The organism is Acidovorax sp. GW821-FHT11A03 (assembly GCF_058809075.1).
Genome location: NZ_JBXASG010000003.1, coordinates 125,606 through 147,962, shown reverse-complemented (window position 1 = coordinate 147,962; position 22,357 = coordinate 125,606). Strand labels below are relative to the sequence as shown.

At 67.2% G+C, this 22,357-nt stretch carries 20 protein-coding genes; 13 read left to right on the top strand and 7 right to left on the bottom strand.

From position 1 onward, the window contains the following. The first annotated feature begins 9 nt into the window (after positions 1-9). Both AC1RVY_RS07780 and tolA read left to right on the top strand, forming a co-directional pair. Positions 10-438 (top strand): ExbD/TolR family protein, encoded by a 429-nt coding sequence (locus AC1RVY_RS07780; protein ID WP_056170151.1) that lies wholly within the window; start codon positions 10-12, stop codon positions 436-438. 31 nt (positions 439-469) lie between these two features. After that, complete coding sequence (gene tolA, locus AC1RVY_RS07775) at positions 470-1,435, top strand: cell envelope integrity protein TolA (RefSeq protein ID WP_492806069.1); 966 nt, start codon at positions 470-472, stop codon at positions 1,433-1,435. Positions 1,436-1,552: 117 nt separating this feature from the next. On the opposite strand, the gene AC1RVY_RS07770 is transcribed toward tolA, so the two are convergent. Beyond that, positions 1,553-2,893 (bottom strand): MFS transporter, encoded by a 1,341-nt coding sequence (locus tag AC1RVY_RS07770; RefSeq protein ID WP_218340683.1) that lies wholly within the window; start codon positions 2,891-2,893, stop codon positions 1,553-1,555. A 312-nt stretch (positions 2,894-3,205) separates the two neighbouring features. On the opposite strand from AC1RVY_RS07770, the gene cyoA reads away from it, so the two are divergent. From cyoA to AC1RVY_RS07735, 7 genes are read left to right on the top strand one after another with little or no spacing between them, the layout of a single operon-like run. Then, positions 3,206-4,267 carry a ubiquinol oxidase subunit II gene (gene cyoA, locus AC1RVY_RS07765; protein WP_492806067.1) on the top strand — a complete coding sequence of 354 codons (1,062 nt, stop codon included), beginning with the start codon at positions 3,206-3,208 and terminating at the stop codon, positions 4,265-4,267. Between the two features lie 58 nt (positions 4,268-4,325). Beyond that, positions 4,326-6,332 carry a cytochrome o ubiquinol oxidase subunit I gene (gene cyoB, locus AC1RVY_RS07760; RefSeq protein ID WP_218293948.1) on the top strand — a complete coding sequence of 669 codons (2,007 nt, stop codon included), beginning with the start codon at positions 4,326-4,328 and terminating at the stop codon, positions 6,330-6,332. Then, a complete protein-coding gene (gene cyoC / locus AC1RVY_RS07755) occupies positions 6,325-6,969 on the top strand; it encodes a cytochrome o ubiquinol oxidase subunit III (protein ID WP_218293947.1) in 645 nt (214 codons plus the stop codon). The genes cyoB and cyoC overlap by 8 nt, the downstream gene beginning before the upstream one ends. Before the next feature lie 2 nt (positions 6,970-6,971). Further along, complete coding sequence (gene cyoD / locus AC1RVY_RS07750) at positions 6,972-7,391, top strand: cytochrome o ubiquinol oxidase subunit IV (protein WP_218293946.1); 420 nt, start codon at positions 6,972-6,974, stop codon at positions 7,389-7,391. A 4-nt stretch (positions 7,392-7,395) separates the two neighbouring features. Then, a complete protein-coding gene (locus tag AC1RVY_RS07745) occupies positions 7,396-8,211 on the top strand; it encodes an SURF1 family protein (RefSeq protein ID WP_492806064.1) in 816 nt (271 codons plus the stop codon). Next, on the top strand, positions 8,192-9,517 hold the full coding sequence (locus tag AC1RVY_RS07740) for an ATP-binding protein (RefSeq protein WP_369641928.1): 1,326 nt from the start codon (positions 8,192-8,194) through the stop codon (positions 9,515-9,517). The genes AC1RVY_RS07745 and AC1RVY_RS07740 overlap by 20 nt, the downstream gene beginning before the upstream one ends. A gap of 8 nt (positions 9,518-9,525) precedes the next feature. Then, complete coding sequence (locus AC1RVY_RS07735) at positions 9,526-10,077, top strand: response regulator transcription factor (protein WP_492254897.1); 552 nt, start codon at positions 9,526-9,528, stop codon at positions 10,075-10,077. A 39-nt stretch (positions 10,078-10,116) separates the two neighbouring features. Here AC1RVY_RS07735 and AC1RVY_RS07730 read toward each other — a convergent pair whose 3' ends face one another. Further along, positions 10,117-10,911 (bottom strand): sulfite exporter TauE/SafE family protein, encoded by a 795-nt coding sequence (locus AC1RVY_RS07730; RefSeq protein ID WP_218340678.1) that lies wholly within the window; start codon positions 10,909-10,911, stop codon positions 10,117-10,119. 194 nt (positions 10,912-11,105) lie between these two features. Between AC1RVY_RS07730 and AC1RVY_RS07725 the strand changes: the two genes are divergently transcribed. Then, the gene (locus AC1RVY_RS07725; protein WP_218293941.1) at positions 11,106-11,996 is read left to right on the top strand and encodes a LysR family transcriptional regulator; all 891 of its coding nucleotides are present in this window, start codon (positions 11,106-11,108) and stop codon (positions 11,994-11,996) included. A 122-nt stretch (positions 11,997-12,118) separates the two neighbouring features. Here AC1RVY_RS07725 and AC1RVY_RS07720 read toward each other — a convergent pair whose 3' ends face one another. The 5 genes from AC1RVY_RS07720 to AC1RVY_RS07700 all read right to left on the bottom strand — a co-directional run bounded on the left by AC1RVY_RS07720 (position 12,119) and on the right by AC1RVY_RS07700 (position 20,330). Continuing rightward, complete coding sequence (locus AC1RVY_RS07720; protein ID WP_492806062.1) at positions 12,119-14,710, bottom strand: ankyrin repeat domain-containing protein; 2,592 nt, start codon at positions 14,708-14,710, stop codon at positions 12,119-12,121. Between the two features lie 192 nt (positions 14,711-14,902). Continuing rightward, positions 14,903-17,488: a bifunctional aconitate hydratase 2/2-methylisocitrate dehydratase gene (acnB, locus tag AC1RVY_RS07715; protein ID WP_492254895.1), complete on the bottom strand. Its 2,586-nt coding sequence runs from the start codon at positions 17,486-17,488 to the stop codon at positions 14,903-14,905. 127 nt (positions 17,489-17,615) lie between these two features. Continuing rightward, on the bottom strand, positions 17,616-18,230 hold the full coding sequence (locus AC1RVY_RS07710; RefSeq protein WP_218293938.1) for a hypothetical protein: 615 nt from the start codon (positions 18,228-18,230) through the stop codon (positions 17,616-17,618). Positions 18,231-18,262: 32 nt separating this feature from the next. Beyond that, positions 18,263-19,330 carry an HpcH/HpaI aldolase/citrate lyase family protein gene (locus tag AC1RVY_RS07705; RefSeq protein WP_369641925.1) on the bottom strand — a complete coding sequence of 356 codons (1,068 nt, stop codon included), beginning with the start codon at positions 19,328-19,330 and terminating at the stop codon, positions 18,263-18,265. A 13-nt stretch (positions 19,331-19,343) separates the two neighbouring features. Further along, the gene (locus AC1RVY_RS07700) at positions 19,344-20,330 is read right to left on the bottom strand and encodes a malate dehydrogenase (RefSeq protein ID WP_218293937.1); all 987 of its coding nucleotides are present in this window, start codon (positions 20,328-20,330) and stop codon (positions 19,344-19,346) included. A gap of 214 nt (positions 20,331-20,544) precedes the next feature. Between AC1RVY_RS07700 and AC1RVY_RS07695 the strand changes: the two genes are divergently transcribed. The 3 genes from AC1RVY_RS07695 (at position 20,545) to sdhD (ending at position 22,333) form a co-directional block, all read left to right on the top strand. Continuing rightward, on the top strand, positions 20,545-21,333 hold the full coding sequence (locus tag AC1RVY_RS07695; RefSeq protein ID WP_218293936.1) for a GntR family transcriptional regulator: 789 nt from the start codon (positions 20,545-20,547) through the stop codon (positions 21,331-21,333). A gap of 134 nt (positions 21,334-21,467) precedes the next feature. Continuing rightward, complete coding sequence (gene sdhC / locus AC1RVY_RS07690) at positions 21,468-21,902, top strand: succinate dehydrogenase, cytochrome b556 subunit (RefSeq protein WP_218293935.1); 435 nt, start codon at positions 21,468-21,470, stop codon at positions 21,900-21,902. Between the two features lie 65 nt (positions 21,903-21,967). After that, entirely contained in the window at positions 21,968-22,333 is a 366-nt protein-coding gene (gene sdhD / locus AC1RVY_RS07685; protein WP_124515511.1) for a succinate dehydrogenase, hydrophobic membrane anchor protein, read from the top strand. Positions 22,334-22,357: the final 24 nt, after the last annotated feature.

Here is a 22,357-nt window from a genome sequence, read left to right as displayed (position 1 = left end):
CGCCACACCATGCCCGCCATGGCATCCCGCGGCCGAGGCCGCCGCACCATCAACGAGATCAACATGGTCCCGTTCATCGACGTGATGCTGGTGCTGCTCATCATCTTCATGGTGACGGCCCCCATGCTCACGCCCGGCGTGGTCGACGTGCCCAGCGTGGGCAAGGGCAAGAACATGCCCAAGGTGGTGGCCCAGGTCATCGTCAACAAGGACGGCTCGCTCCAGTTCAAGACCCCCGAGGCCACGCGCAGCCTGAGCCAGCGCGAGATCGGCGATGCCGCCAGCCGCTGGCAGAAGGCCCAGGGCGCGGACAGCGCGAGCGCGGTGGTCATCAGCGCCGACAAGGGTGTGCAGTACGAAAACGTGGTGAAGGCGATGGACGCCCTGCAGAAGGCGGGCGTGCAACGGGTGGGCCTGTCCGTCAAGCAGGGCGGCTGAACCGAAACCGCGCTCCGCACTCTCACCGCCCATGCACGCCCACACCGACCGCGACCAGTTTGCCCCGCCCCGCCCGCCGGCACGCCTGCGCGCCATCACGCTGGCGGTGCTGGTGCACGCGGTGCTGATCGGCGCGCTGACCTGGGGCGTGAACTGGAAGAGCAGCGCCGACCAGCCCGCGGTGGAGGCCGAGCTCTGGGCCGCCGTGCCCCAGCAGGCCGCGCCCCGTGCCGTGGAGCCCCCACCACCGCCGCCCGCTCCCCCCGAAGTCCGCACCCCCACGCCGCCGCCACCACCGCCACCGCCCCGCGCGGTGGAACCGCCGGACACGCGCGAGGCCGACATCGCCATCGAGCGTGAAAAGAAGCGCCTGGAACAGGAAAAAAAGGCCCGCGAACAGCAGCAGGAGCGTGAAAAGCGCGAACGTGAACGCAAGGAAGACGAGCGCCGCGACCGCCTGGAGCAGGAGAAGAAGGAACGCCTGCAAAAGGAAAAGGAAAAAGAGCAGCGTGAAAAGCAGCTGGCCGAGCAGAAGAAGGCCGAGCAGGACAAGCAAAAGAAGCTGGCCGAAGACAAGCGCAAGGCGGAAGAAGTCACCAAGCGCAGGACAGAGGCCGAGGAAAAGCAGCTGGCCAAGCAGCGCGAGGACAACCTGCGGCGCATGCAGGGCCTGGCGGGCGCCACCGGCAGCGAAAATGCCACCGGCACCGCGCAGCGCAGCGCCGGCCCCTCGGGCAGCTACGGCGGCAAGGTGGCGGCCAAGGTCAAGCCCAACATCGTGTACCCCGATGCGATCTCGGGCAACCCGCGCGCGGAGGTGGAGGTGCGCCTGTCGCCCGATGGCACCATCGTCGGCAAGCGCCTCGTGCAGTCCAGCGGCAACAAGGCCTGGGACGAAGCCGTGCTGCGCGCGCTGGACAAGACCGAGACCCTGCCGCGCGACGTGGATGGACGCGTGCCGCCTTCCCTGACCATCGGTTTCAGGCCGCAGGACTGAGCCCCAAAAACAAAGCGCCCGGTACTTCCGGGCGCTTTTTCTTTGGCTTTTTGACCTCCAGCGCTTGATGGGCAAGCGCCAGAAGCTATCTATTCGATAGCAAAATACCCGCCATTGCTACCGGTCGCGCCGCTCCATGCGGCGGTTCAGATTGAGGGCACCCAATGTGCAGGCCACGCCGGACAGCAAATACACCGTCACCGCCAGCAGCCCGAATCGGGAGGACAGGTACAGGGCCACGAGGGGCGCGAAGGCGGCGCCAATGATCCAGGCCAGGTCGGCCGACAAGGCGGCGCCCGTGTAGCGGTACTGGGGCGAGAAATTGGCAGTCACCGTGCCAGAAGCCTGGCCGTACGACAGGCCCAGCAGCACGAAGCCCAGCAGCAGGAACATGGTGCTGCCCACCTCGCCGGAGTTGAGCAACACCGGCGCCATGAAGCTGAACACGCCAATCATCACCGCCATGCCGCCCAGCAGCTTGCGGCGGCCCAGGTGGTCCGACAGCCAGCCCGACACCATGATGGCCCCCGCCGCCAGGAAGGCGCCCACGATCTGCACCCCCAGAATCTGCGTGACGGGTTGTTCCGAGTACAGCGTGATCCACGACAGCGGGAACACCGTGACCAGATGGAACAGCGCAAAACTCGCCAGCGCGGCGAAAGCACCCAAAAGCACATTGCTGCCTTCGTCGCGCACCACGCGGCTCACGGGCACGGGCTGCAGTTCGCGCTCCTGCAGCAGTTCGGCGTACGACTGGCCCACCACCAGGCGCAGGCGGGCGAACAAGGCCACCACGTTCACCGCGAACGCCACGAAGAACGGATAGCGCCAGCCCCAGGCCAGGAATTCCTCGACGGTGAGGCTGCTGTACAGATAGGCAAACAGGCCCGCGGCCAAGACAAACCCCAGCGGCGCGCCCAGCTGCCCGATCATGGCGTACCAGCCCCGGCGGTGCCGGGGGGCGGACATCGCCAGCAGCGACGGCAGGCCGTCCCACGAGCCGCCGAGCGCCAGCCCCTGGCCGATGCGCAGGATCAGCAGCGCCACGATGGCGGTCATGCCCACGTCCTTGTAACCCGGCAGGAAGGCCATGGCCACCGTGCACACCCCCAGCAGGAACAGCGCGATGGTCAGCTTCGTGCCCCGGCCCCAGCGCCGCTGGATGGCCATGGAAATGGCCGTGCCCACGGGCCGCACCACGAACGCCACGGCCAGCAGCGCAAAGGCGGCGAGCGTGCCATCCAGGCGCGACATGAAGGGAAACAGGAACGACGGGAACACCAGCACGCAGGCGATCCCGAAAACGAAGAAGTCGAAATACTCGGACGACCGCCCGATGATCACGCCCACGGCGATTTCGCTGGGAGTGACATCTTCATGCGTGTCCGCCCGGGAGAGAGAGGCTGGGCTTTCTTCGAAGCCGGCCGCGGGGTAGGTGGCAGAGGCGGGGCTGCTCATGAACAGGACTCCTTGTCGTTGTCGGAAAAAACCAGGACGGCTGGGCTCGTCCGCCTGATTTTCAGGGATCGCGCTGCCCGCAAAGGCACCGGGTACCTAGGTTTTACCCGCAAGCCTGCCCCGGGACAAGTACGCCTGGGCCAGGGCGCCGTGCAGGACAACGCCGGCTCTGCCCCCATGCCCCGGATGGGGGCAACAACCTTTGACCCTGGACAAAATGTCCAATGGACAAAAAAGCTAGCAATATTACATTCTGCGGTATCCCGACATCCGCGTTTACCCTCGAATCAACGCCTTGGTAACGCCTTTCACATGTTCAAACTTCCTCACTTTCGCGGGCCTGCCTGGCTCGCCGCCGCTGCTGCCCTGGGCGGCTTGGCCGGCTGCAGCAAGGCGGTGGTCCTCAACCCGGCGGGCGACATCGCGGCCCAGCAGGGCCACATGGTCATCCAGGCCACCTTGCTGATGCTCATCATCATCGTGCCGGTGATCGCCCTCACCCTGTGGTTTGCCTGGAAGTACCGCCAGAACAACACCGCCAACACCGAGGAAGACTACGACCCCGACTGGCACCATTCCACCACCCTGGAGCTGGTGATCTGGACGGTGCCGCTCATGATCATCATCGCCCTGGGCGCGCTGACCTGGATCGGCACGCACAAGCTCGACCCGTACCGTCCGCTGGACCGCATCTCGGCCACCAAGCCCCTGGACACGCAATCCACCCCCATGGAAGTGCAGGTGGTGGCCATGGACTGGAAGTGGCTGTTCCTGTATCCCGAGCTGGGCATCGCCACGGTCAATGAACTGGCGGCGCCGGTGGACCGGCCCATTCTCCTGAAGCTCACGGCCACGTCCACCATGAACGCGTTCTACGTGCCCGACCTCGCCGGGATGATCTACGCGATGCCCGGCATGCAGACCGAGCTGAACGCCGTGATCAACCAGCCCGGCGTGTTCCACGGCATGGCGTCGCACTACAGCGGCTCGGGCTTTTCGGGCATGACCTTCAAGTTCCACGGCCTGGTCCAGGGCGACTTCGAGCAGTGGGTCGCCAGGGCCCGGTCCGAGGGCAAGCCCCTGACCCGCCAGGCCTACATGGCCCTGGCCAAGCCCAGCGAACGCGACCCCGTGCAGCGCTTTGACAGCGTGGAAGAAGGCCTGTACGACAAGGTGCTCAACCGCTGCGTCGAGGACGGCAAGATGTGCATGCACCACATGATGGCCATCGACGAGAACGGTGGCGATGCCTACGTGCGCGCCATGGGCCTGAACCTGCCCCAGGACGTGTGCACCTCGCAGAACGCCGCCCAGGTGGTGGCCGCCCTCGAGTCGCGCCACGCCATTTCCACCCGCAGCACCGCCGCCCAATGACTTGCTCCAGCCCCGCCCTGCCGGCCGCCGGCGCCCACGCCCAAGAAGACTGACCGCCATGTCCTCCTCACCTGTTACCGCACCCCACTGGGCCCTGGGCCGCATCACCTGGGATTCCATACCGATGGCGCACGAGCCCATCGTGCTCTGGACCTTTGTCGCCACCGTGCTGGGTGGGCTGGCCGTGATGGCCGCCATCACCAGGTTCCGCCTGTGGGGCACCCTGTGGCGCGACTGGATCTGCAGCATCGACCACAAGAAGATCGGGATCATGTACATGATCCTGGGCGTGGTGATGCTGCTGCGCGGCTTTGCCGACGCCGTGATGATGCGCCTGCAGCAGGCCATGGCCTTTGGCGACAACATGGGCTACCTGCCGCCGCACCACTACGACCAGATCTTCACCGCCCACGGCGTGATCATGATCTTCTTCGTGGCCATGCCGCTGGTCACGGGCCTCATGAACTACCTCGTGCCGCTGCAGATCGGCGCACGCGACGTGTCGTTCCCGTTCCTCAACAACTTCAGCTTCTGGATGACCACGGCCGGCGCCGTGCTGGTGATGGTGTCGCTGTTCCTGGGCGAGTTCTCCACCTCCGGCTGGCTGGCCCTGTCCAACCTCGGCGCGCAGGACCCCGGCGTGGGGCTGGACTACTACATCTGGGCGCTGCAGATCGCGGGGGTGGGCACCACGCTCTCGGGCATCAACCTGATCGTCACCATCATCAAGATGCGCGCGCCGGGGATGAACCTGATGAGGATGCCCGTCTTCACCTGGACGGCCCTGTGCACCAACGCGCTGATCGTAGCCTCGTTCCCGGTGCTCACGGCCGCGCTCGTGCTGATGTCGCTGGACCGCTATGCCGGCACCAACTTCTTCACGAACGACCTGGGCGGCAACGCCATGCTGTACGTGAACCTGATCTGGATCTGGGGCCACCCCGAGGTGTACATCCTGATCCTGCCGTGCTTCGGCATCTTCTCCGAAGTGGTGGCCACGTTCTGCAGGAAGCGCCTGTTCGGCTACACCTCCATGGTGTATGCCACGGTGGTGATCACCATCCTGTCGTACCTGGTGTGGCTGCACCACTTCTTCACCATGGGCTCGGGAGCGAGCGTGAACACGTTCTTCGGCATCACGACGATGATCATCTCGATCCCCACGGGCGCGAAGATCTTCAACTGGCTGTTCACCATGTACAAGGGCCGCATCCGCTTCGAGCTGCCCATGATGTGGACCGTGGCCTTCATGGTGACGTTCGCCATCGGCGGCATGACCGGCGTGCTGCTGGCCGTGCCACCGGCCGACTTCGTGCTGCACAACAGCCTGTTCCTGATCGCCCACTTCCACAACGTGATCATCGGGGGCGTGCTGTTCGGCCTGTTCGCGGGCATCAACTACTGGTACCCCAAGGCCTTCGGCTACAAGCTGGACCGCACCTGGGGCGTGCGCTCCTTCTGGCTGTGGGTGGTGGGCTTCTGGGTGGCGTTCGGCCCGCTGTACGTGCTGGGCCTGATGGGTGTCACGCGCCGTGCCAACCATTTCGAAGACCCGTCCCTGCAGATCTGGTTCGTGATCGCAGCCGTCGGCGCGGCCATGATCGCGGCCGGCATTGCCTGCTTCCTGATCCAGATCGTGGTGAGCTACCTGAAGCGCGAAGAGCTGCGCGACCACACGGGCGACCCCTGGGACGCGCGCACGCTGGAATGGGCCACGTCCTCGCCCCCGCCCGACTACAACTTCGCATTCACGCCCGTGGTGCACGAGATCGACGCGTGGTGGGACATGAAGAAGCATGGCTACCAGCGTCCCCTCGCCGGTTTCCAGCCCATCCACATGCCTGCCAATACCGGATCGGGCGCCGTGATCTCGGCCCTGTCCCTGGTGCTGGGCTTCGCATTGATCTGGCACATGTGGCTGCTCGCGGGCGTGTCGTTCGCGGCCGTGGTCCTGGCGGCCATCATCCACACGTTCAACTACCAGCGCGACTTCCACATCCCGGCCTCCACCGTGGCCAAGACGGAAAACCACCGCACCCAACAACTGCGTGCCAGCCATGTCTGATATCCGATACACCCCCGGCGCGGCAGGCGCCGCCAGCGCGGCGCTCGCGCCGCGCGACTACCACCTGGCGCACGAGCCCCATCCCGAGAACGGCACGGCCCTGGGCTTCTGGCTCTACCTGATGAGCGACTGCCTCATCTTCGCCGCCCTGTTCGCCACCTACGGCGTGCTCGGCCGCAGCTACGCGGCCGGCCCCACCGGCGCGCAGCTGTTCGACCTGACGCTGGTGGCCATCAACACGGCCTTCCTGCTGCTGTCGTCCATCACCTTCGGCTTCGCCATGCTGCGCAAGCAGCTGGGCGACGCCAAGGGCACGCTGCTGTGGCTGGCCGTGACGGGTTTCTTCGGCCTGTGCTTCCTGGGCCTCGAACTCTATGAGTTCGCCCACCTGATCCACCAGGGCGCCACGCCCCAGCGCAGCGCCTTCCTGTCGGCCTTCTTCACGCTGGTGGGCACCCACGGCCTGCACGTGACCTTCGGCCTCGTATGGCTGGTGGTGCTGATGGTGCAGATCGGCAAGCATGGCCTGATCCATGAAAACAAGCGCCGCCTGATGTGCCTGTCGATGTTCTGGCACTTTCTGGACGTGGTCTGGATCGGCGTCTTCACCTTTGTGTACCTGATGGGGGTGCTGTAACCATGAGCGCGCAACACACACACGCACACGATGCCCACGGCCACGGCGATCACCCCCATGAGGTGGGGCCGCACAGCAGCCTGCGCGACTACACGATCGGCTTCGTGCTGTCGGTCGTTCTCACGGCCATCCCCTTCTGGCTGGTCATGGCCAAGGTGATCGCCGACCGCAACACCGCCGTGCTGGTGCTGGGCGCCTTCGCCGTGGTGCAGATCCTGGTGCACATGGTGTATTTCCTGCACATGAACGGCAAGGTCGAGGGAGGATGGACCCTCTTGTCCACCATCTTCACCGTGGTATTCGTGGCCATCGCCATCAGCGGCACGCTGTGGGTCATGTTCCACATGAATGCCAACATGATGCCCGCGCACCCCACTCCCACGCCGCCGGCGCACGAAGCGCCGGGGCATTCGACGCCCTGACACCTTGACGCCAGAGCCCTCCCCCGCGCACGCGCCCTTCGCCCGGCGGCGGCTCCGCCAGGCGGCCCTCGTGCTCGTGGGCATCGCCCTGTTCTCGGCATTTGCCGCCCTGGGCACGTGGCAGGTCCAGCGCCGCGCGTGGAAGCTCGCGCTCATCGAGCGCGTGGAGCACCGGGTACATGCGGCTCCCGTGGCGGCGCCACCGGCCAGCCAGTGGCCCCGGGTCAACGCGGCAGACCACGAATACCTTGCCGTCATCCTGCAGGGCCGGTGGCTGGCAGACAAGACGGTCCTCACCCAGGCGGTGACAGAGCTGGGCGCGGGCTTCTGGGTCATGGCCCCGCTGCAGCTGGACGACGGCACGCAGGTGCTCGTGAACCGCGGTTTTGTACCGCAGGCGCAGCGCAACCAGTGGCTCACGGGAGCGGCGCAGCCACCCCGGCCCGTGGCCACCGTGGAAGGACTGCTGAGGATCTCGGAGCCTGGCGGCGGTTTTCTGCGGACCAATGATCCAGCGCGGCAACGCTGGCACTCGCGCGACGTGGCCGCCATCAGCCAGGCACTGGGGCTGCCCCGCGCCGCGCCCTTCTTCGTGGATGCGGGCCTGCCCGCCGCTGGCGGCGCGCCTTCCGTGCAGACCTGGCCCCGCCCGGGCATGACGGTGATCCGTTTTTCCAACAGCCATCTTGTGTACGCGGCGACCTGGTACGGGCTCGCGCTCATGGTTGCGGGCGCCGGCTGGTATGTGGCACGCTATGAACGCCGCCGGCATGGCCCTTCCCGCCGCCCCACGACCACCGATGAACCCCCTTCGCCCTGACGCCGCCACCGCCCTGCCGCAGCGCAATGCCCGCTCGGCCGATGCCGCGGCGGGCATCAAGAACCTCCAGCAGCTGATCCAGCTGCGCTGGATCGCCGTGGTCGGACAGGTGTTCACCATCGAGATGGCGCACTACAGCCTGGGCCTGGTGCTGCCGCAGCGCGAAATGCTGCTGGTGGTGGGATGCCTTGCGCTCTTCAACGTGGCCAGCCTGCTGCGCCTGCGCATGGGCCCCGTGGTGGTGCGCAACGTGGAGCTTTTCCTGGCGCTGCTGATCGACGTCGCCGTGCTCACGGTACAGCTCTACCTGAGCGGCGGCACCAGCAACCCGTTCGTGTTTTTGTACCTGCTGCAGATCACGCTGGGGGCCGTGCTGCTGCGCGGCGCCTACATCTGGTCCATCGTGATCACCACGCTGCTGTGCTTCGGCTTGCTGGCCGTCTACCACCTGCCCCTGGAGCTGCCGCAGGACCTGCACCAGGGCCTGTCCAGCCTGTACGTGATCGGGCTGCTGGTCTGCTTCGCGCTCAATGCCACCCTGGTGGTCGTCTTCATCACGCGCATCAGCCTGAACCTGCGCGAGCGCGATGCGCGCCTGGCGGCCGCGCGCCGGCGCCGCGTGGAAGAGGAACACATCGTGCGCATGGGGCTGCTGGCCTCGGGCGCCGCGCACGAGCTGGGCACCCCGCTGTCCACCCTGGCCGTGATCCTGGGCGACTGGCGACGCGATGAGCGCCTGGCGGCCCATGAACCGCTGCAGGAAGACATCGGCGAGATGCAGGCCCAGGTGCAGCGCTGCAAGAGCATCGTGAGCGGCATCCTGCTCTCGGCCGGGGAGACCCGCGGGGAAGCGTCGGTGCAGACCACCGTGCGCACCTTCGTCGATGCCCTGGCAGAGGAATGGCGCAGCACGCGGTCGATGCCGCGGTTCGTGTACGACAACGACTTCGGCGCCGACACGCTCATGGTGTCGGACACCACGCTCCAGCAGATGGTTTTCAATGTGCTCGACAATGCGCGCGACGCCTCGCCGGCATGGGTGCGCCTGGCCATCACGCGCAGCGCCGATGCGCTGCGCATCACCGTCACCGACGCAGGGCCCGGTTTTGCGCCGGGCATGCTGGCAAGGCTGGGAACCCCCTACCAGTCCACCAAGGAGCGCCCCGGGGGCGGGCTGGGCCTGTACCTCGTGCTCAACGTGGCACGCACGCTGGGCGGCAGCGTCACGGCGCACAACCGCCCCGAAGGGGGTGCCGAAGTCACCATAGAGCTGCCGCTGGCAGCGATCGCCTTGCCTGGAGCCTGACGCGCATCATGGATACCGACACAGAAAAAGAAGAACGCCTGTTGCTGATCGTGGAAGACGACGAGGCCTTTGCCCGCACACTGGCGCGCTCGTTCGAGCGGCGCGGCTACCGCGTGCTGCAGGCCACGGGCCTTCCCGAGGTCGAAGCCCTGCTCGCACAGCACACGCCCGGCTATGCGGTGGTGGACCTCAAGCTCAAGGGCGAAGCCTCGGGCCTGGTCTGCGTGCAGAAGCTGCATGCGGCCAGCGAGGCCATGCTCATCGTGGTGCTCACAGGCTTTGCCAGCATCGCCACGGCGGTGGAGGCCGTGAAGCTGGGCGCATGCCACTACCTCGCCAAGCCGTCCAATACCGACGACATCGAGGCCGCCTTCGGGCTCAAGGCGGGCAACACCGACGTGGAGCTGACGAACCGGTCCAGCTCCATCAAGACCCTGGAATGGGAGCGCATCAACGAAGTGCTGGCCGAAACCGGCTTCAATCTCTCGGAAGCGGCAAGGCGCCTGGGCATGCACCGCCGCACCCTCACCCGCAAGCTGGAGAAAAAGCAGGTCCGGTAACGGGCGGGCGGGCGAGGAAACAGCGCCCCGCGCAGCGCCCTAGCGCGACGCAAAACCATGCCATGCCAGCACGTCCACCACCATGGCCACGCCCAGGGCCAGCAGGCCCAGCATGAGGCTGCGCCGAAACCACACGGGTGACATCCGGGCCCGCAGCCGCTGCCCACACGCCATGCCCGCCAGCGCAGGCAGCAGCATCACGACCGACAGCCCCACGGTCGCCATGGGATAGCTCGCGTTGAATGCCAGGCCGGCGGCCAGCGCGAGTGTGGAGACCGTGAAACTCAGCCCCATGGCCTGCACCAGCGCATCGCGCTGCAGGCCCAGCGCCTGCAGATAGGGCACGGCGGGCACCACGAAAACACCCGTGGCGGCGGCGATGGCACCGGTCGCGAACCCCACCAGGGGGCCCTGCCAGCCCTGGGCCGGCAGGGGCAGCACGCGCCGCGTCCCCGTCAAGCCCCAGGCGCCGTACAGCGCGAGGGCCAGCCCCAGCGCCAAGCGCGACCCAGGGCCCGCGGGCGCCCCCAGCCACCAGGCGCACAGCCAGGTGCCCAGGCAGATTCCGCATTGCATGCCGCCCAGGCGCCGCACCAGCGGCCACACGGCGGGCCAGGGGCGCATCTGCCAGACATTGGTGACCAGCGAAGGCACCACCAGCAACGCCGCCGCCTGGGCCGGCGGAACCAGCATGGCCAAGAGGGCCATCGCCACCGTGGGCAAGCCCAGCCCCACCACGCCCTTGACCGTGCCGGCCAGCCAGAAAATGGCGGCCGCCCCCGCCAGCCAGCCCGGCGCAATGCCGTGGCCCCACAGCTCGGCAACCCCGTTCATGAGCGCCCCGCCCCGGAAGGCGGCTGATTCATCACAAGTTCCATCGGTATCCCCTGGTCCGAAACCCACCCGCCGCATGTCCAGCAACGCAGTGCCAAAGGCCATTGTTTCGGATGGCCCCGCCCCTGGAAATGCGGAAGCCGCGTAGCCCGCCTCAGGCGCGGCCGAAGCCTGCCATGTGGTACGTTTGCCCCATGCGCTTTGACCTCACCGACCTGCGTCTCTTCGTGCACGTGCACGAAGCAGGCACCATCACGGGGGGCGCAGAACGCAGCCACATGGCGCTGGCCTCGGCCAGCGAGCGCATACGCGGCATGGAAGACGCGCTGGGCGTGCCCCTGCTGCTGCGCGAACAACGCGGCGTGCAGCCCACGCCCGCGGGCCACACGCTGCTGCACCACGCGCGGCTGGTGCTGCAGCAGATGGAGCTGCTGCGCGGCGACCTGGGCGAATATGGCGCGGGCCTGGCGGGCCATGTGCGCGTGCTGTGCAACAGCTCGGCGCTGAGCGAGTACCTGCCGCGGGCCATGGCAGGCTTTCTGGCGCGGCACCCGCGCATTTCGGTGGACGTGGAGGAGCGCTCCAGCCAGGAGGTGGCCGATGCGGTGCGCGCCGGGCTGTGCGACATGGGCCTGGTGTCCGACGCGGTGGACCTCGAAGGCCTGTCCACGCGGGTGCTGCGGCCCGACCCGCTGGTGCTGGTGGTGCCCCAGGGGCACGCACTGGCCGCGCAACGCAGCGTGGCGCTGGCCGACGTCGCGCACCTGGACTTCGTTGGCCTGGCCGAGGGCAGCGCGCTGCAGGCCCTGGTGGTGCGCCAGGCACAGCGCCAGGGGCGGCGGCTGCGCTACCGCGTGCGGCTGCGCCAGTTCGAGGCGGTGTGCCAGCTCGTGGGGCTGGGCGTGGGCGTGGGCATCATTCCCCGCGCGGCAGCCGCACGCCACAGCCGGGCGCAGCACGTGAAGGCCGTGCGCCTGACCGATGCCTGGGCGGACCGGCAACTGGTGCTGTGCCTGCGCGAGCTCGACGAATTGCCGCAGCATGCGCAGCAGCTGGTGCAGCATTTGCTGCCGGCGCTGGGCTGAAAAGCCCTGGAGCGGCCGACGAAACCCTTCTCGCGCCGCTGCTGTGCCCTGCCGTGCGCCTCGCACCGCCCGCAGTGCGGCGCCCTGGCCGGAACCGCTTCACGGTGAGCGGCCAGCCGCGCCTAGCGCACACGCCCCATCAGCCACCGCTCGGCCTCGGCCTGTTGCTTGAAGCGTGCCCAGTCCAGCGCGGTCTTGCCGTGGGCGTCCGTGCGCGCAAGGTCGATGCCACGGTCGGCGAACCATTGCAGCGCCTCCACGCGGCCCCGGCCTGCGGCCAGCATCGCGGGGGTCTCGCCCCGGCTGGCGGGCGCGGGTTCGTCGAGCGGCTGGCCTTGCGCATCCAGCCATTCGAGGCATGGGATGCAGCCGCCCTGCGCGGCCATGTGCACGGGCCCCCAGTCCCAGCGGTTGCGGGCCGAGAGGCTGGCACCTGCCTGCACCAGGCGCCGTGCCGCCGCCAGATGGCCGCCGTAGAAGGCACGCAGCAGGGCTGTGTCGCCCCGCTCGCTGTCCTTGCGCGTCTGGCGCAGGTCGGGCTGGGCACCCGCGCCCAGCAGCGCCTCGATGTGCTCGAGCTGGCCACGGTGGGCCGCCAGCATGAGCACCGAGGAACCATTGGGCGCGAGCAGGTCGGGATTCGCCCCGGCGGACAGCGCGTCCCGCAGCGCAGGGGCGTCGCCGGCATTCTGTGCATCGAGCAAGCGACCCTCCGCGAGGGAATACGGCACGGCCGGCGCGGTTGCAGCCGAAGCGGAAGCCTCGGCCCCCACAACGCGGCCCACGGTGCGGCCAGCCTGGGGCCCCACGATCCACCAGCCCAGCAGGGCCAGCACCAGCAGTGCCCCCCAGGCCGGGCGGGAATGCTGCGCCCGCGCGGGCCGCTGCATGCCGGCGGCGAAACGGCCCCGCCGGTGCGCCCACGCCTGGCCCAGCGATTGCCCCAGGGCCGTGGCCGCCGCCTCGCCTGCCAGGCCCGGGGTCAGGCGCACCAGCGCACCGCCCGCACCGCGCGCGTACACCGCGTGGTAGCGGTGCTCGCTGCCGCCGCTGCCCGTGGAGTGCAGCAGCTTGTGCACCAGGGTGCGGCTGGCAGCGCCCGACACCGTGTCGGCGCGCGACCAGAGCCAGGAGTGGCGGCGCGCGGTGATGCCGCCGTCCTGCACGGTCAGGGTCCAGTGGCGGGTGGCCGCATGCAGGGCAAAGGCGGCCAAGGCCATCCACGCGCCGGCGGCAAAGAACCCACGGGGCAGCATCAGCCCCTGCGGGCCCAGCCGACCGTGGATGGCCGACTCCAGCAACAGCGCGGCCAGCACCAGACCCCCGGCCCAGCGCCAGCCACCCTGGGCGAATTCGTAGCGCCAGGCCTGCGGGGTTTCCCGCAGCGTGACCGAAGCGGGCAGAGGCGGGGAGCCTTCTTCTTCCTCTTCCTGCTCGCCCAGGGGCACGATGGGAACCTCCTGCTGCCAGGCGGCACGCCGGTCAAAACGATCCGGCAGTTCGCCCCCACCGAAGGTGCGGGGTGCGGCGTGCACGGGAAGGTCGTAAGTCAGCTCGACGGCGCCGTCCGGGTTGTGCAGCAGTTCCACGCGCCAGTCCACGCGCTCTCCCGAGCGCTGGCTGCCGTGCGGGGGCGCATCGGGTGGTACCTCGAAGCGTGCCACCAGCCGCAACCCGCCATCGGACGTGTGCTGCATGCGCGCGGCTTCGGTGAACGACTCCACGCACCGCTCGGGCGAACCGGAGCTCGACTCGTCCACCCGGTACTGGGCCAGGCGCAGTTGCAGGCTGTGCCCCTGCTGGTAGGCGGCGGCGCGCCCGGGGAGCAGCAGGGTCACTTCGAGCGGATGCCCTGCACGCGGTGCTGGCGGCAGCAGGACAAGGGCCGCGCCCGCATAGCGCCAGACCATGTGGGTCTGTCGCACCGCAAGGGCCAGCAGGGCCATTCCGACCAGCACGAACAGGCCGATGAAGGCCTTGGCGAACCAGGGCGACTGCGGGTCGGTCCACAACATGCCGGCCATGGGAAAGGAAATGCCACACCAGAAGAAGGTGAAGAACCAGACGGCGCCCAGCGGGCTGCCGGCAGAGCCCTTGGGCAAGGGGATGGCAGAAACCCCGGCCTGCGGCCCCGGGTGGCCACCGCCTTGCCCCTGCAGCTCCCTGGACGTGCCCAGTCCTGGCAGGGTGGCCAGGAAGACCCAGGCCGCGCCCAGCCCCACCGCAGTGAACACCAGGGCAAAGGGCAGGCGGAACATCAGCAGGGCCCAGCGGATGGAGGGGTCGATGAGGGAACGTGAGGGTTCGCGCGGGTCGACCATGATGGTGATGCGCGCGCCGCGGGCCTGGGCGCCTTGCAGCTGCGCGTGCCAGCGCTGGTGCCAGTCGCCGATGTTGTCAGCCGTCTCCGTGGGGTCGAGCCCGACGCGGGAGCCTTCGTATGGCCGCCCCGCGAATTCATAGCGGTAGCGGGCCCGCACCTGCCAGGTGGTGCCGTCGCCGTCGCTGTGGCGCGCAAGGTCGGCCGCGAGCACCTGGGCCTGCACGGGCTGCCAGCCGCGCACCGCCCACGCTGCCCGCAGGGTCAGGGCCAGCGGCTTGAGCCCGACGAAGTAACCACCCAGGCCAAAGCCCAGGGCGAAGGCGGCGCTGAGCAGCAGCACCGCCAGGCGCGCGCCGAACGTGCCGGCCTTGCCGGTTGTCCCTCTTGCCATGGATGTACCTCCATTTCTTTTGTTGTTGTTATGCGGCAAGCATGCGACTCCATCGTGACATTTGCATGACAAAAAAATGTCTGGACCATGGCCACGGCGTGGCAGGCGCGTGGCGCGGCGCACCCGCAACGCCATGAAAAAAGCGGCCCGCAGGCCGCTTTTTGCAGTGGATCACTCCCCGGAGGGAAACAATCAGGCGGCCACGCCGTCTGCCACTTCCTTGAACTCGGCGATCTTGTCGAAGTTCAGGTATTGGTAGATCTTGTCGCCGTTCTGGTTGATGACACCGATGTCGGCCAGGTACTCTTCCTTGGAAGGAATGCGGCCCAGCTTGGAGCAGATGGCCGAGAGTTCGGCCGAGCCCAGGTAGACGTTGGTGTTCTTGCCCAGGCGGTTGGGGAAGTTGCGGGTGCTGGTGGACATCACGGTGGCGCCTTCCTTCACCTGGGCCTGGTTGCCCATGCACAGCGAGCAGCCAGGCATTTCCATGCGGGCGCCGGCCGCGCCGAACACGCCGTAGTGGCCTTCTTCGGTGAGCTGGTGCGCGTCCATCTTCGTGGGCGGTGCCATCCACAGCTTGACGGGGATGTCCTTCTTGCCTTCAAGCAGCTTGGAGGCCGCGCGGAAGTGGCCGATGTTGGTCATGCACGAGCCGATGAACACTTCGTCGATCGCGGCGCCGGCCACGTCCGACAGCGTCTTGGCGTCGTCGGGGTCGTTGGGGCAGCAGACGATGGGTTCGGTGATCTCGGCCAGGTCGATCTCGATCACGGCGGCGTAGTCGGCGTTGTCATCGGGTTCGAGCAGCTGGGGATTGGCCAGCCAGGCTTCCATGGCCTTGATGCGGCGGCCGATGGTGCGTGCGTCGGCATAGCCCTGGGCGATCATGTTCTTGAGCAGCACGATGTTCGAGTTGATGTACTCGATCACGGGTTCCTTGTTCAGGCGCACCGTGCAGCCGGCGGCCGAGCGCTCGGCCGATGCGTCGGACAGCTCGAACGCCTGCTCGACCTTCATGTCCGGCAGACCTTCGATTTCCAGGATGCGGCCCGAGAAGATGTTCTTCTTGCCCTGCTTGGCGACGGTGAGGTGGCCGGCCTTGATGGCGTACAGGGGGATCGCGTGCACCAGGTCGCGCAGCGTGACGCCGGGCTGCATCTTGCCCTTGAAGCGCACCAGCACCGATTCAGGCATATCGAGGGGCATGACGCCCGTGGCGGCAGCGAACGCCACCAGGCCGGAGCCGGCGGGGAAGCTGATGCCGATGGGAAAGCGGGTGTGCGAGTCGCCGCCGGTGCCCACGGTGTCGGGCAGCAGCATGCGGTTGAGCCAGCTGTGGATGATGCCGTCGCCGGGCTTGAGCGAGATGCCGCCGCGCGTGCTGATGAAGTCGGGCAGCTCGTGGTGCATCTTCACGTCCACGGGCTTGGGGTAAGCGGCCGTGTGGCAGAAGGACTGCATCACCAGGTCGGAGCTGAAGCCCAGGCAGGCCAGGTCCTTGAGTTCGTCGCGGGTCATGGGGCCGGTGGTGTCCTGCGAGCCGACCGAGGTCATGCGCGGTTCGCAGTACGTGCCGGGCACCACGCCCAGGCCTTCGGGCAGGCCGCAGGCGCGGCCGACCATCTTCTGCGCCAGCGTGAAGCCCTTGCCGGTGGCGGCGGGCACCTGGGGCAGGCGGAACAGCGTGGAAGGAGCCAGGCCCAGGGCCTCGCGGGCCTTGGCGGTGAGGCCGCGGCCGATGATCAGGGGAATGCGGCCACCGGCGCGCACTTCGTCGAACAGCACTTCGCTCTTGACGGTGAACTCGGCGATGACCTGGCCGTCCTTCAATGCCTTGCCGGCGTAGGGCAGCAGCTCGATCTCGTCACCCATGTTCATCTGGCTCACATCGAGCTCGATGGGCAGTGCGCCGGCATCTTCCATGGTGTTGTAGAAGATGGGAGCGATCTTGCTGCCCAGGCACACGCCGCCGAAGCGCTTGTTGGGCACGAACGGGATGTCTTCGCCCGTGAACCACAGCACGCTGTTGGTGGCCGACTTGCGGCTGGAGCCGGTGCCGACCACGTCGCCGACGTAGGCCACCAGGTTGCCACGGGCACGCAGGTCTTCGATGAACTTGATGGGGCCGCGCTTGCCGTCTTCTTCGGGCGTGATGCCGTCGCGCTTGTTCTTGAGCATGGCCAGGGCATGCAGCGGAATGTCGGGGCGACTCCAGGCGTCGGGCGCGGGCGACAGGTCGTCGGTGTTGGTTTCGCCGGTGACCTTGAGCACGGTGAGCTTGATGCTCTGGGGCACTTCGGGGCGGCTGGTGAACCACTCGGCGTCGGCCCAGCTTTGCAGCACGGACTTGGCGAAGGTGTTGCCCTTGTCGGCCTTTTCCTTCACGTCATGGAACTGGTCGAACATCAAGAGCGTCTTCTTGAGCGCTTCGGCGGCGACGGAGGCCACGGCCGCGTCGTCCAGCAGGTCGATCAGGGGGGTGAGGTTGTAGCCGCCCAGCATGGTGCCCAGGAGCTGCGTGGCGCGCTCGCGGCCGATCAGCGTGCACACCTCGGTACCGTGGGCCACTGCGGCCAGGTAGCTGGCCTTGACCTTGGCGGCGTCGTCCACACCGGCAGGCACGCGGTGCGTGATCAGGTCCACCAGCGTGGCTTCTTCGCCAGCGGGCGGGTTCTTGAGCAGCTCGATCAGCTCGCCGGTCTGCTTGGCGGTCAGCGGCAAGGGCGGGATGCCCAGCGCGGCGCGCTCGGCCACATGGTCACGGTAGGCTTTCAACATCATTTTTCTCCGGTTGCGTTCTAAAGTGGGGCGGCGCGCGGTGCAGGCGGCCCCCATGGCCGCCACGCCTGCACGCGCAATCGTGTTCGTCGTTCGTTCTTTGCAAAAAGGCCTGCCAGGCCCGCGCTTATTTCAGGGGTTCCAGCACGCTCACGGGCGGGTTCTTCTTGATGGCCTCGGCCACCACCAGCTGCTGCGGGCTCATGCACTCATCGGCCAGGCGCTGGCCGAGCTTCTGGTTCATCAGCATGGACTTGTTGGCGATCTGCAGCCAGACCGCGCCGCCCTTCTGGTCTTCCAGGCGCACCGTGCCGGTGGTCGTGGCCACGGGCGACATGAAGTACTTGAAGCCCTTGCCTTCCACATGGAAGTGCCCTGGCGTGGCTGGGTCGGCCGTCACCGTGACGAATGCGCCCAGCTCGCAGGGAATGCGGCCCACGTGCACGCGGTCGGCGATGGCCAGCTCCTCGGGGGAAAGGGCCGCCTCTGCGGCGATGATGCCGGTGGCCACCTGGTTGGTGGCGCTCTTGAGCTGCGTGCGGCTGCTGGTCGCCTCGCTCTTGGCCACGGTGGCCTTCTTGGCGGGGGCCTTGTCCGCCGTCTTGGCGGTTTTCGCTTCGGACTTGGCGGCCGGCTTCGCGGCGGCCTTGGTCCCGGGCTTGGCCTCGGGCTTGGCCGGCGTTTGCGCCATCACGAAGGCTGGGGCCAGCAGCATGAGGGCGGAGGCGATGAAGGATTTCATGGAAGGTCCTGCGGGGAAGCAGTCAGGAATGTTCACGACGGAACGGAGGCCGGGGCGTCAAACCAATGGCGCACGGCGGGAGGAAGCGCACGCCCGGTGCGGTGGGCGCGCTCAAGGACTTGCCAGTAGAAACGGTAGCTGGCACGGTCATGCAAGGTATCGTCAAAACTGATTGGAGCCCAGTCGGAATCTGCGGCAGTAGCTATTATTTTTGCAGCAATTTCGATGTCATCCTGCTGCGGCGCAAATGCCTGCAGGATGGGACGTATCTGCGCCGGGTGGATGCTCCACATCCGGGTGTAGCCCAGCTCGCGCGCCGCCCGGCTGGCTGCGCCCTGCATGGCCGTGGTATCGGTGAATTCGGTCACCACGCAGTGCGACGGCACCTTGCCGTGCGCGTGGCAGGCCGCGGCAATCTCCAGCTTGGCGCGCACGACAAGCGGGTGCGAGAACTGCCCCGAGGAGGTCATGCCTGCCGCAGGGATCGCCCCTCCATGGGCGGACACAAAGTCCATGAGCCCGAAGCTCAGGCTCTGCACGCGCGGGTGGGCGGCAATCTCGAAGGCGCGATGGACCGCAGCGGGCGACTCGATCAGGACATGGATGGGCACCTGGGCGGCGGATGCCTGCTCCAGCGCCCGTTCCACCCGCAGGACATCGTCCACGGACTCCACCTTGGGCACCATGATGTGGCAGAGCCTGTGGCCCGCCGTGCCCGCAATCGTGGCGACATCGTTGGCGAATGCCGGGTGGTCCACCGCATGAACCCGGGCCGCCACGCGCGCCCCGTCCGCAGCGCCCAGGGCGAGGCTGGCGACCAGGCGGGCATGCTCGGCCTCCAGGCCGATCGGAGCGCCGTCCTCGCAATCGAGGGTCACGTCGAAGACGCAGGTGCCGAACTCTCGGGCCAGGTCGGCCTGCAGTTGCAGGCTCTTGCGCATGCGCGCTTCCACGCCGCTGTAGTGGTCGCAGACCGGCAGGAAGCCGGTCTGCGCCTGGGCGCCCAGCAGCACATCGCGCGGATGGGGCAGCGCAGCGCCCTGCCCCTGCGCAGGGACGGGGGCGGCCCGAAGGCCCGATGCCTGTGGCGTCGGCTGCATGGTGGGCCCTGGTTTACAGCAGGTGCTTCACGCCGTCCTGCTCGCCTTGCAGTTCGGCCAGGGTCTTGTCGATGCGTTCTTGCGAGAAGGCGTCGATCTCCAGGCCTTCAACGATCTTGTACTCGCCGTTTTCGCAGGTGACGGGGAAGCCGAACATGGTGTCCTTGGGGATGCCGTACTGGCCGTCCGAGGGGATGCCCATGGTGACCCACTTGCCGTTGGTGCCCAGGGCCCAGTCGCGCATGTGGTCGATGGCGGCGTTGGCGGCCGAGGCAGCCGACGACAGGCCGCGCGCTTCGATGATGGCGGCGCCGCGCTTGCCCACGGTGGGCAGGAAGGTGTTGGCGTTCCATTCCTGGTCGTTGATCATCTTGGCGACGCTTTCGCCGTTGATGGTGGCGAAACGGTAGTCGGCGTACATCGTGGGCGAGTGGTTGCCCCAGACGGTCAGCTTCTCGATGTCGGCCACTGCCTTGCCCGTCTTGGCGGCGATCTGGCTGGCGGCGCGGTTGTGGTCCAGGCGCAGCATGGCGGTGAAGTTCTTGCGCGGCAGGTCAGGTGCCGACTTCATGGCGATGTAGGCGTTGGTGTTGGCGGGGTTGCCGACGACCAGCACCTTCACGTTGCGCGAGGCCACGGCGTTCAGGGCCTTGCCCTGGGCCGTGAAGATGGCGCCGTTGACGGCCAGCAGCTCGGCACGCTCCATGCCGGGGCCGCGAGGGCGCGAACCCACCAGCAGGGCGTAGTCGGCGTCCTTGAAGGCGGTCATGGGGTCGCTGTGGGCGGTCATTTCCACCAGCAGCGGGAATGCGCAGTCGTCCAGTTCCATCATCACGCCCTTGAGCGCCTTCTGGGGACCTTCGACAGGGACTTCGAGCAATTGCAGGATGACCGGCTGGTCCTTGCCCAGCATTTCGCCGGAGGCGATACGGAACAGCAGTGCGTAACCGATTTGACCAGCGGCACCGGTGACGGCTACGCGAACAGGCTTCTTGCTCATGGTGAAAACTCCAGGGAAGTGAGGAAAACAGGTGTGTGTGCAACGCAAGCACCAGCGCCTGTTACCAGCAGCCCGTGCCCCGCAAAACAGCCTTGGAGTGTACCGCCGATTGGGCACCCCGGTCAATTTGTCTTATGTCTTATATAAGATATGATTGAAGACTGGAACAAGCTCGCACACCCCCCGTGCACAGCGCGCCATTTTTCTGATCGCCATGTCCTCGCTTCCGCTCAACGCCGACACCCCTGCACAGCCTTCGGCGGGCGCAGGCTCTGCCACGCCCGCGTTCAGCCCCCTGTACCAGCAGATCAAGGGTCTCATCCTGCAAAGCCTTCAGCAGGGTGAATGGAAGCCCGGCGAGTCCATTCCGAGCGAGATGGACCTGGCCGCGCGCTTTCGGGTCAGCCAGGGCACGGTGCGCAAGGCCATCGACGAGCTGGCGGCCGAAAACCTCGTGATGCGCCGCCAGGGCAAGGGCACTTTCGTGGCCACCCATGCCGAGCAGCATGTGCAATACCGCTTCCTCAAGCTCATGCCCGACACGGGCGATGCCCGCGTGGAAGGCCGCGCCCAGCGCCAGGTGGTGGACTGCCGGCGCGTGCGCGCCAGCGCGGACGTGGCGCGGGCGCTGGCCCTGCGCAGCGCCGACCCGGTGATCCAGGCCCGCCGGATCCTGTCGTTTGCGGGCGTCCCCACCATCCTGGAGGACATCTGGCTGCCGGGCCAGGCTTTCAAAGGGCTGACGACTGACCAGCTCGCCAGCTACCAGGGGCCCACCTACGCGATGTTCGAGCTCGACTTTGGCGTGCGCATGGTGCGCGCCGAGGAGAAAATACGCGCCGTGCTGCCCGACGCCGACCAGGCGGCCATGCTGCAGATCCCGCAGGCCACGCCGCTGCTGAGCGTGGAGCGCATCGCCTACACCTACAACGACGTTCCCATGGAGTTACGGCGGGGCCTCTACCTCACCGACACCCACCACTACCGTAACGAACTGAGCTGACACCACCCTGGCACCTGAGCGGAAACGTCGAACATTCCACCTGCGACAAACCCATGCTTGTTGCGTTGCAATAGAATTTTGCGTTCTTTGCATCTTCAAATTACAAAGCAGTTACATCCACGAAAGCACACAACATGACAGAACTCGCCAAGAAACGGCCTGAATTCCGCAACATCAATGCCTTCAAGGACCTGACCACCTACCGCATGACGCCTGCAGCGTGGGTTTCGATCCTGCACCGCGGCAGCGGGCTGATCATGTTCCTGCTGCTGCCTTTCATCATCTGGATGTTCGACACCTCGGTGTCGTCCGAAATCTCGTTCGCCAAATTCACTTCGGCGTTCAGCATCGGCATCGGCTTCGTGCCCGGCTGGTTCATCAAGCTGGTGGCGCTGGCGCTGATCTGGTCGTACCTGCACCACTTCACCGCCGGCCTGCGCCACCTGTGGATGGATGTGAGCCACAGCGCGGTGAACAAGGAATTCGGCAAGACCTCGGCCCTGACCGTGCTCGCGATCAGCATCGCCCTGGCCCTGGTGCTGGGCGCCAAGCTCTTCGGCCTGTACTGATCGATCAACCCATGAAACGGTGGCTGCTGCCAGGCAGTGCCCGCCGAAAACGATAGGAAATCTCCATGTCCGTCAATTACGGTTCCAAGCGCGTCGTCGTCGGCGCCCACTATGGCCTGCGCGACTGGCTCAGCCAGCGCGTCACGGCGGTCCTGATGGCCCTGTTCACCCTGGCCCTGCTGGCCCAGGTCATCTTCTCCAAGGGCCCCATCGGCTACGACAAGTGGGCCGGCATCTTCTCGGCCCAGTGGATGAAGGTGCTGACCTTCTCCGTGATCATTGCGCTGGCCTGGCACGCGTGGATCGGCCTGCGTGAAGTCCTGATGGACTACATCAAGCCCGTGGGCCTGCGCCTGGCGCTGCAGGTGTTCAGCATCGTCTGGCTGGTCGGCTGTGCTGGCTGGGGTATCCAGGTTCTGTGGCGTCTCTGAATCCCCCGACTGAAGGCAAAAAAT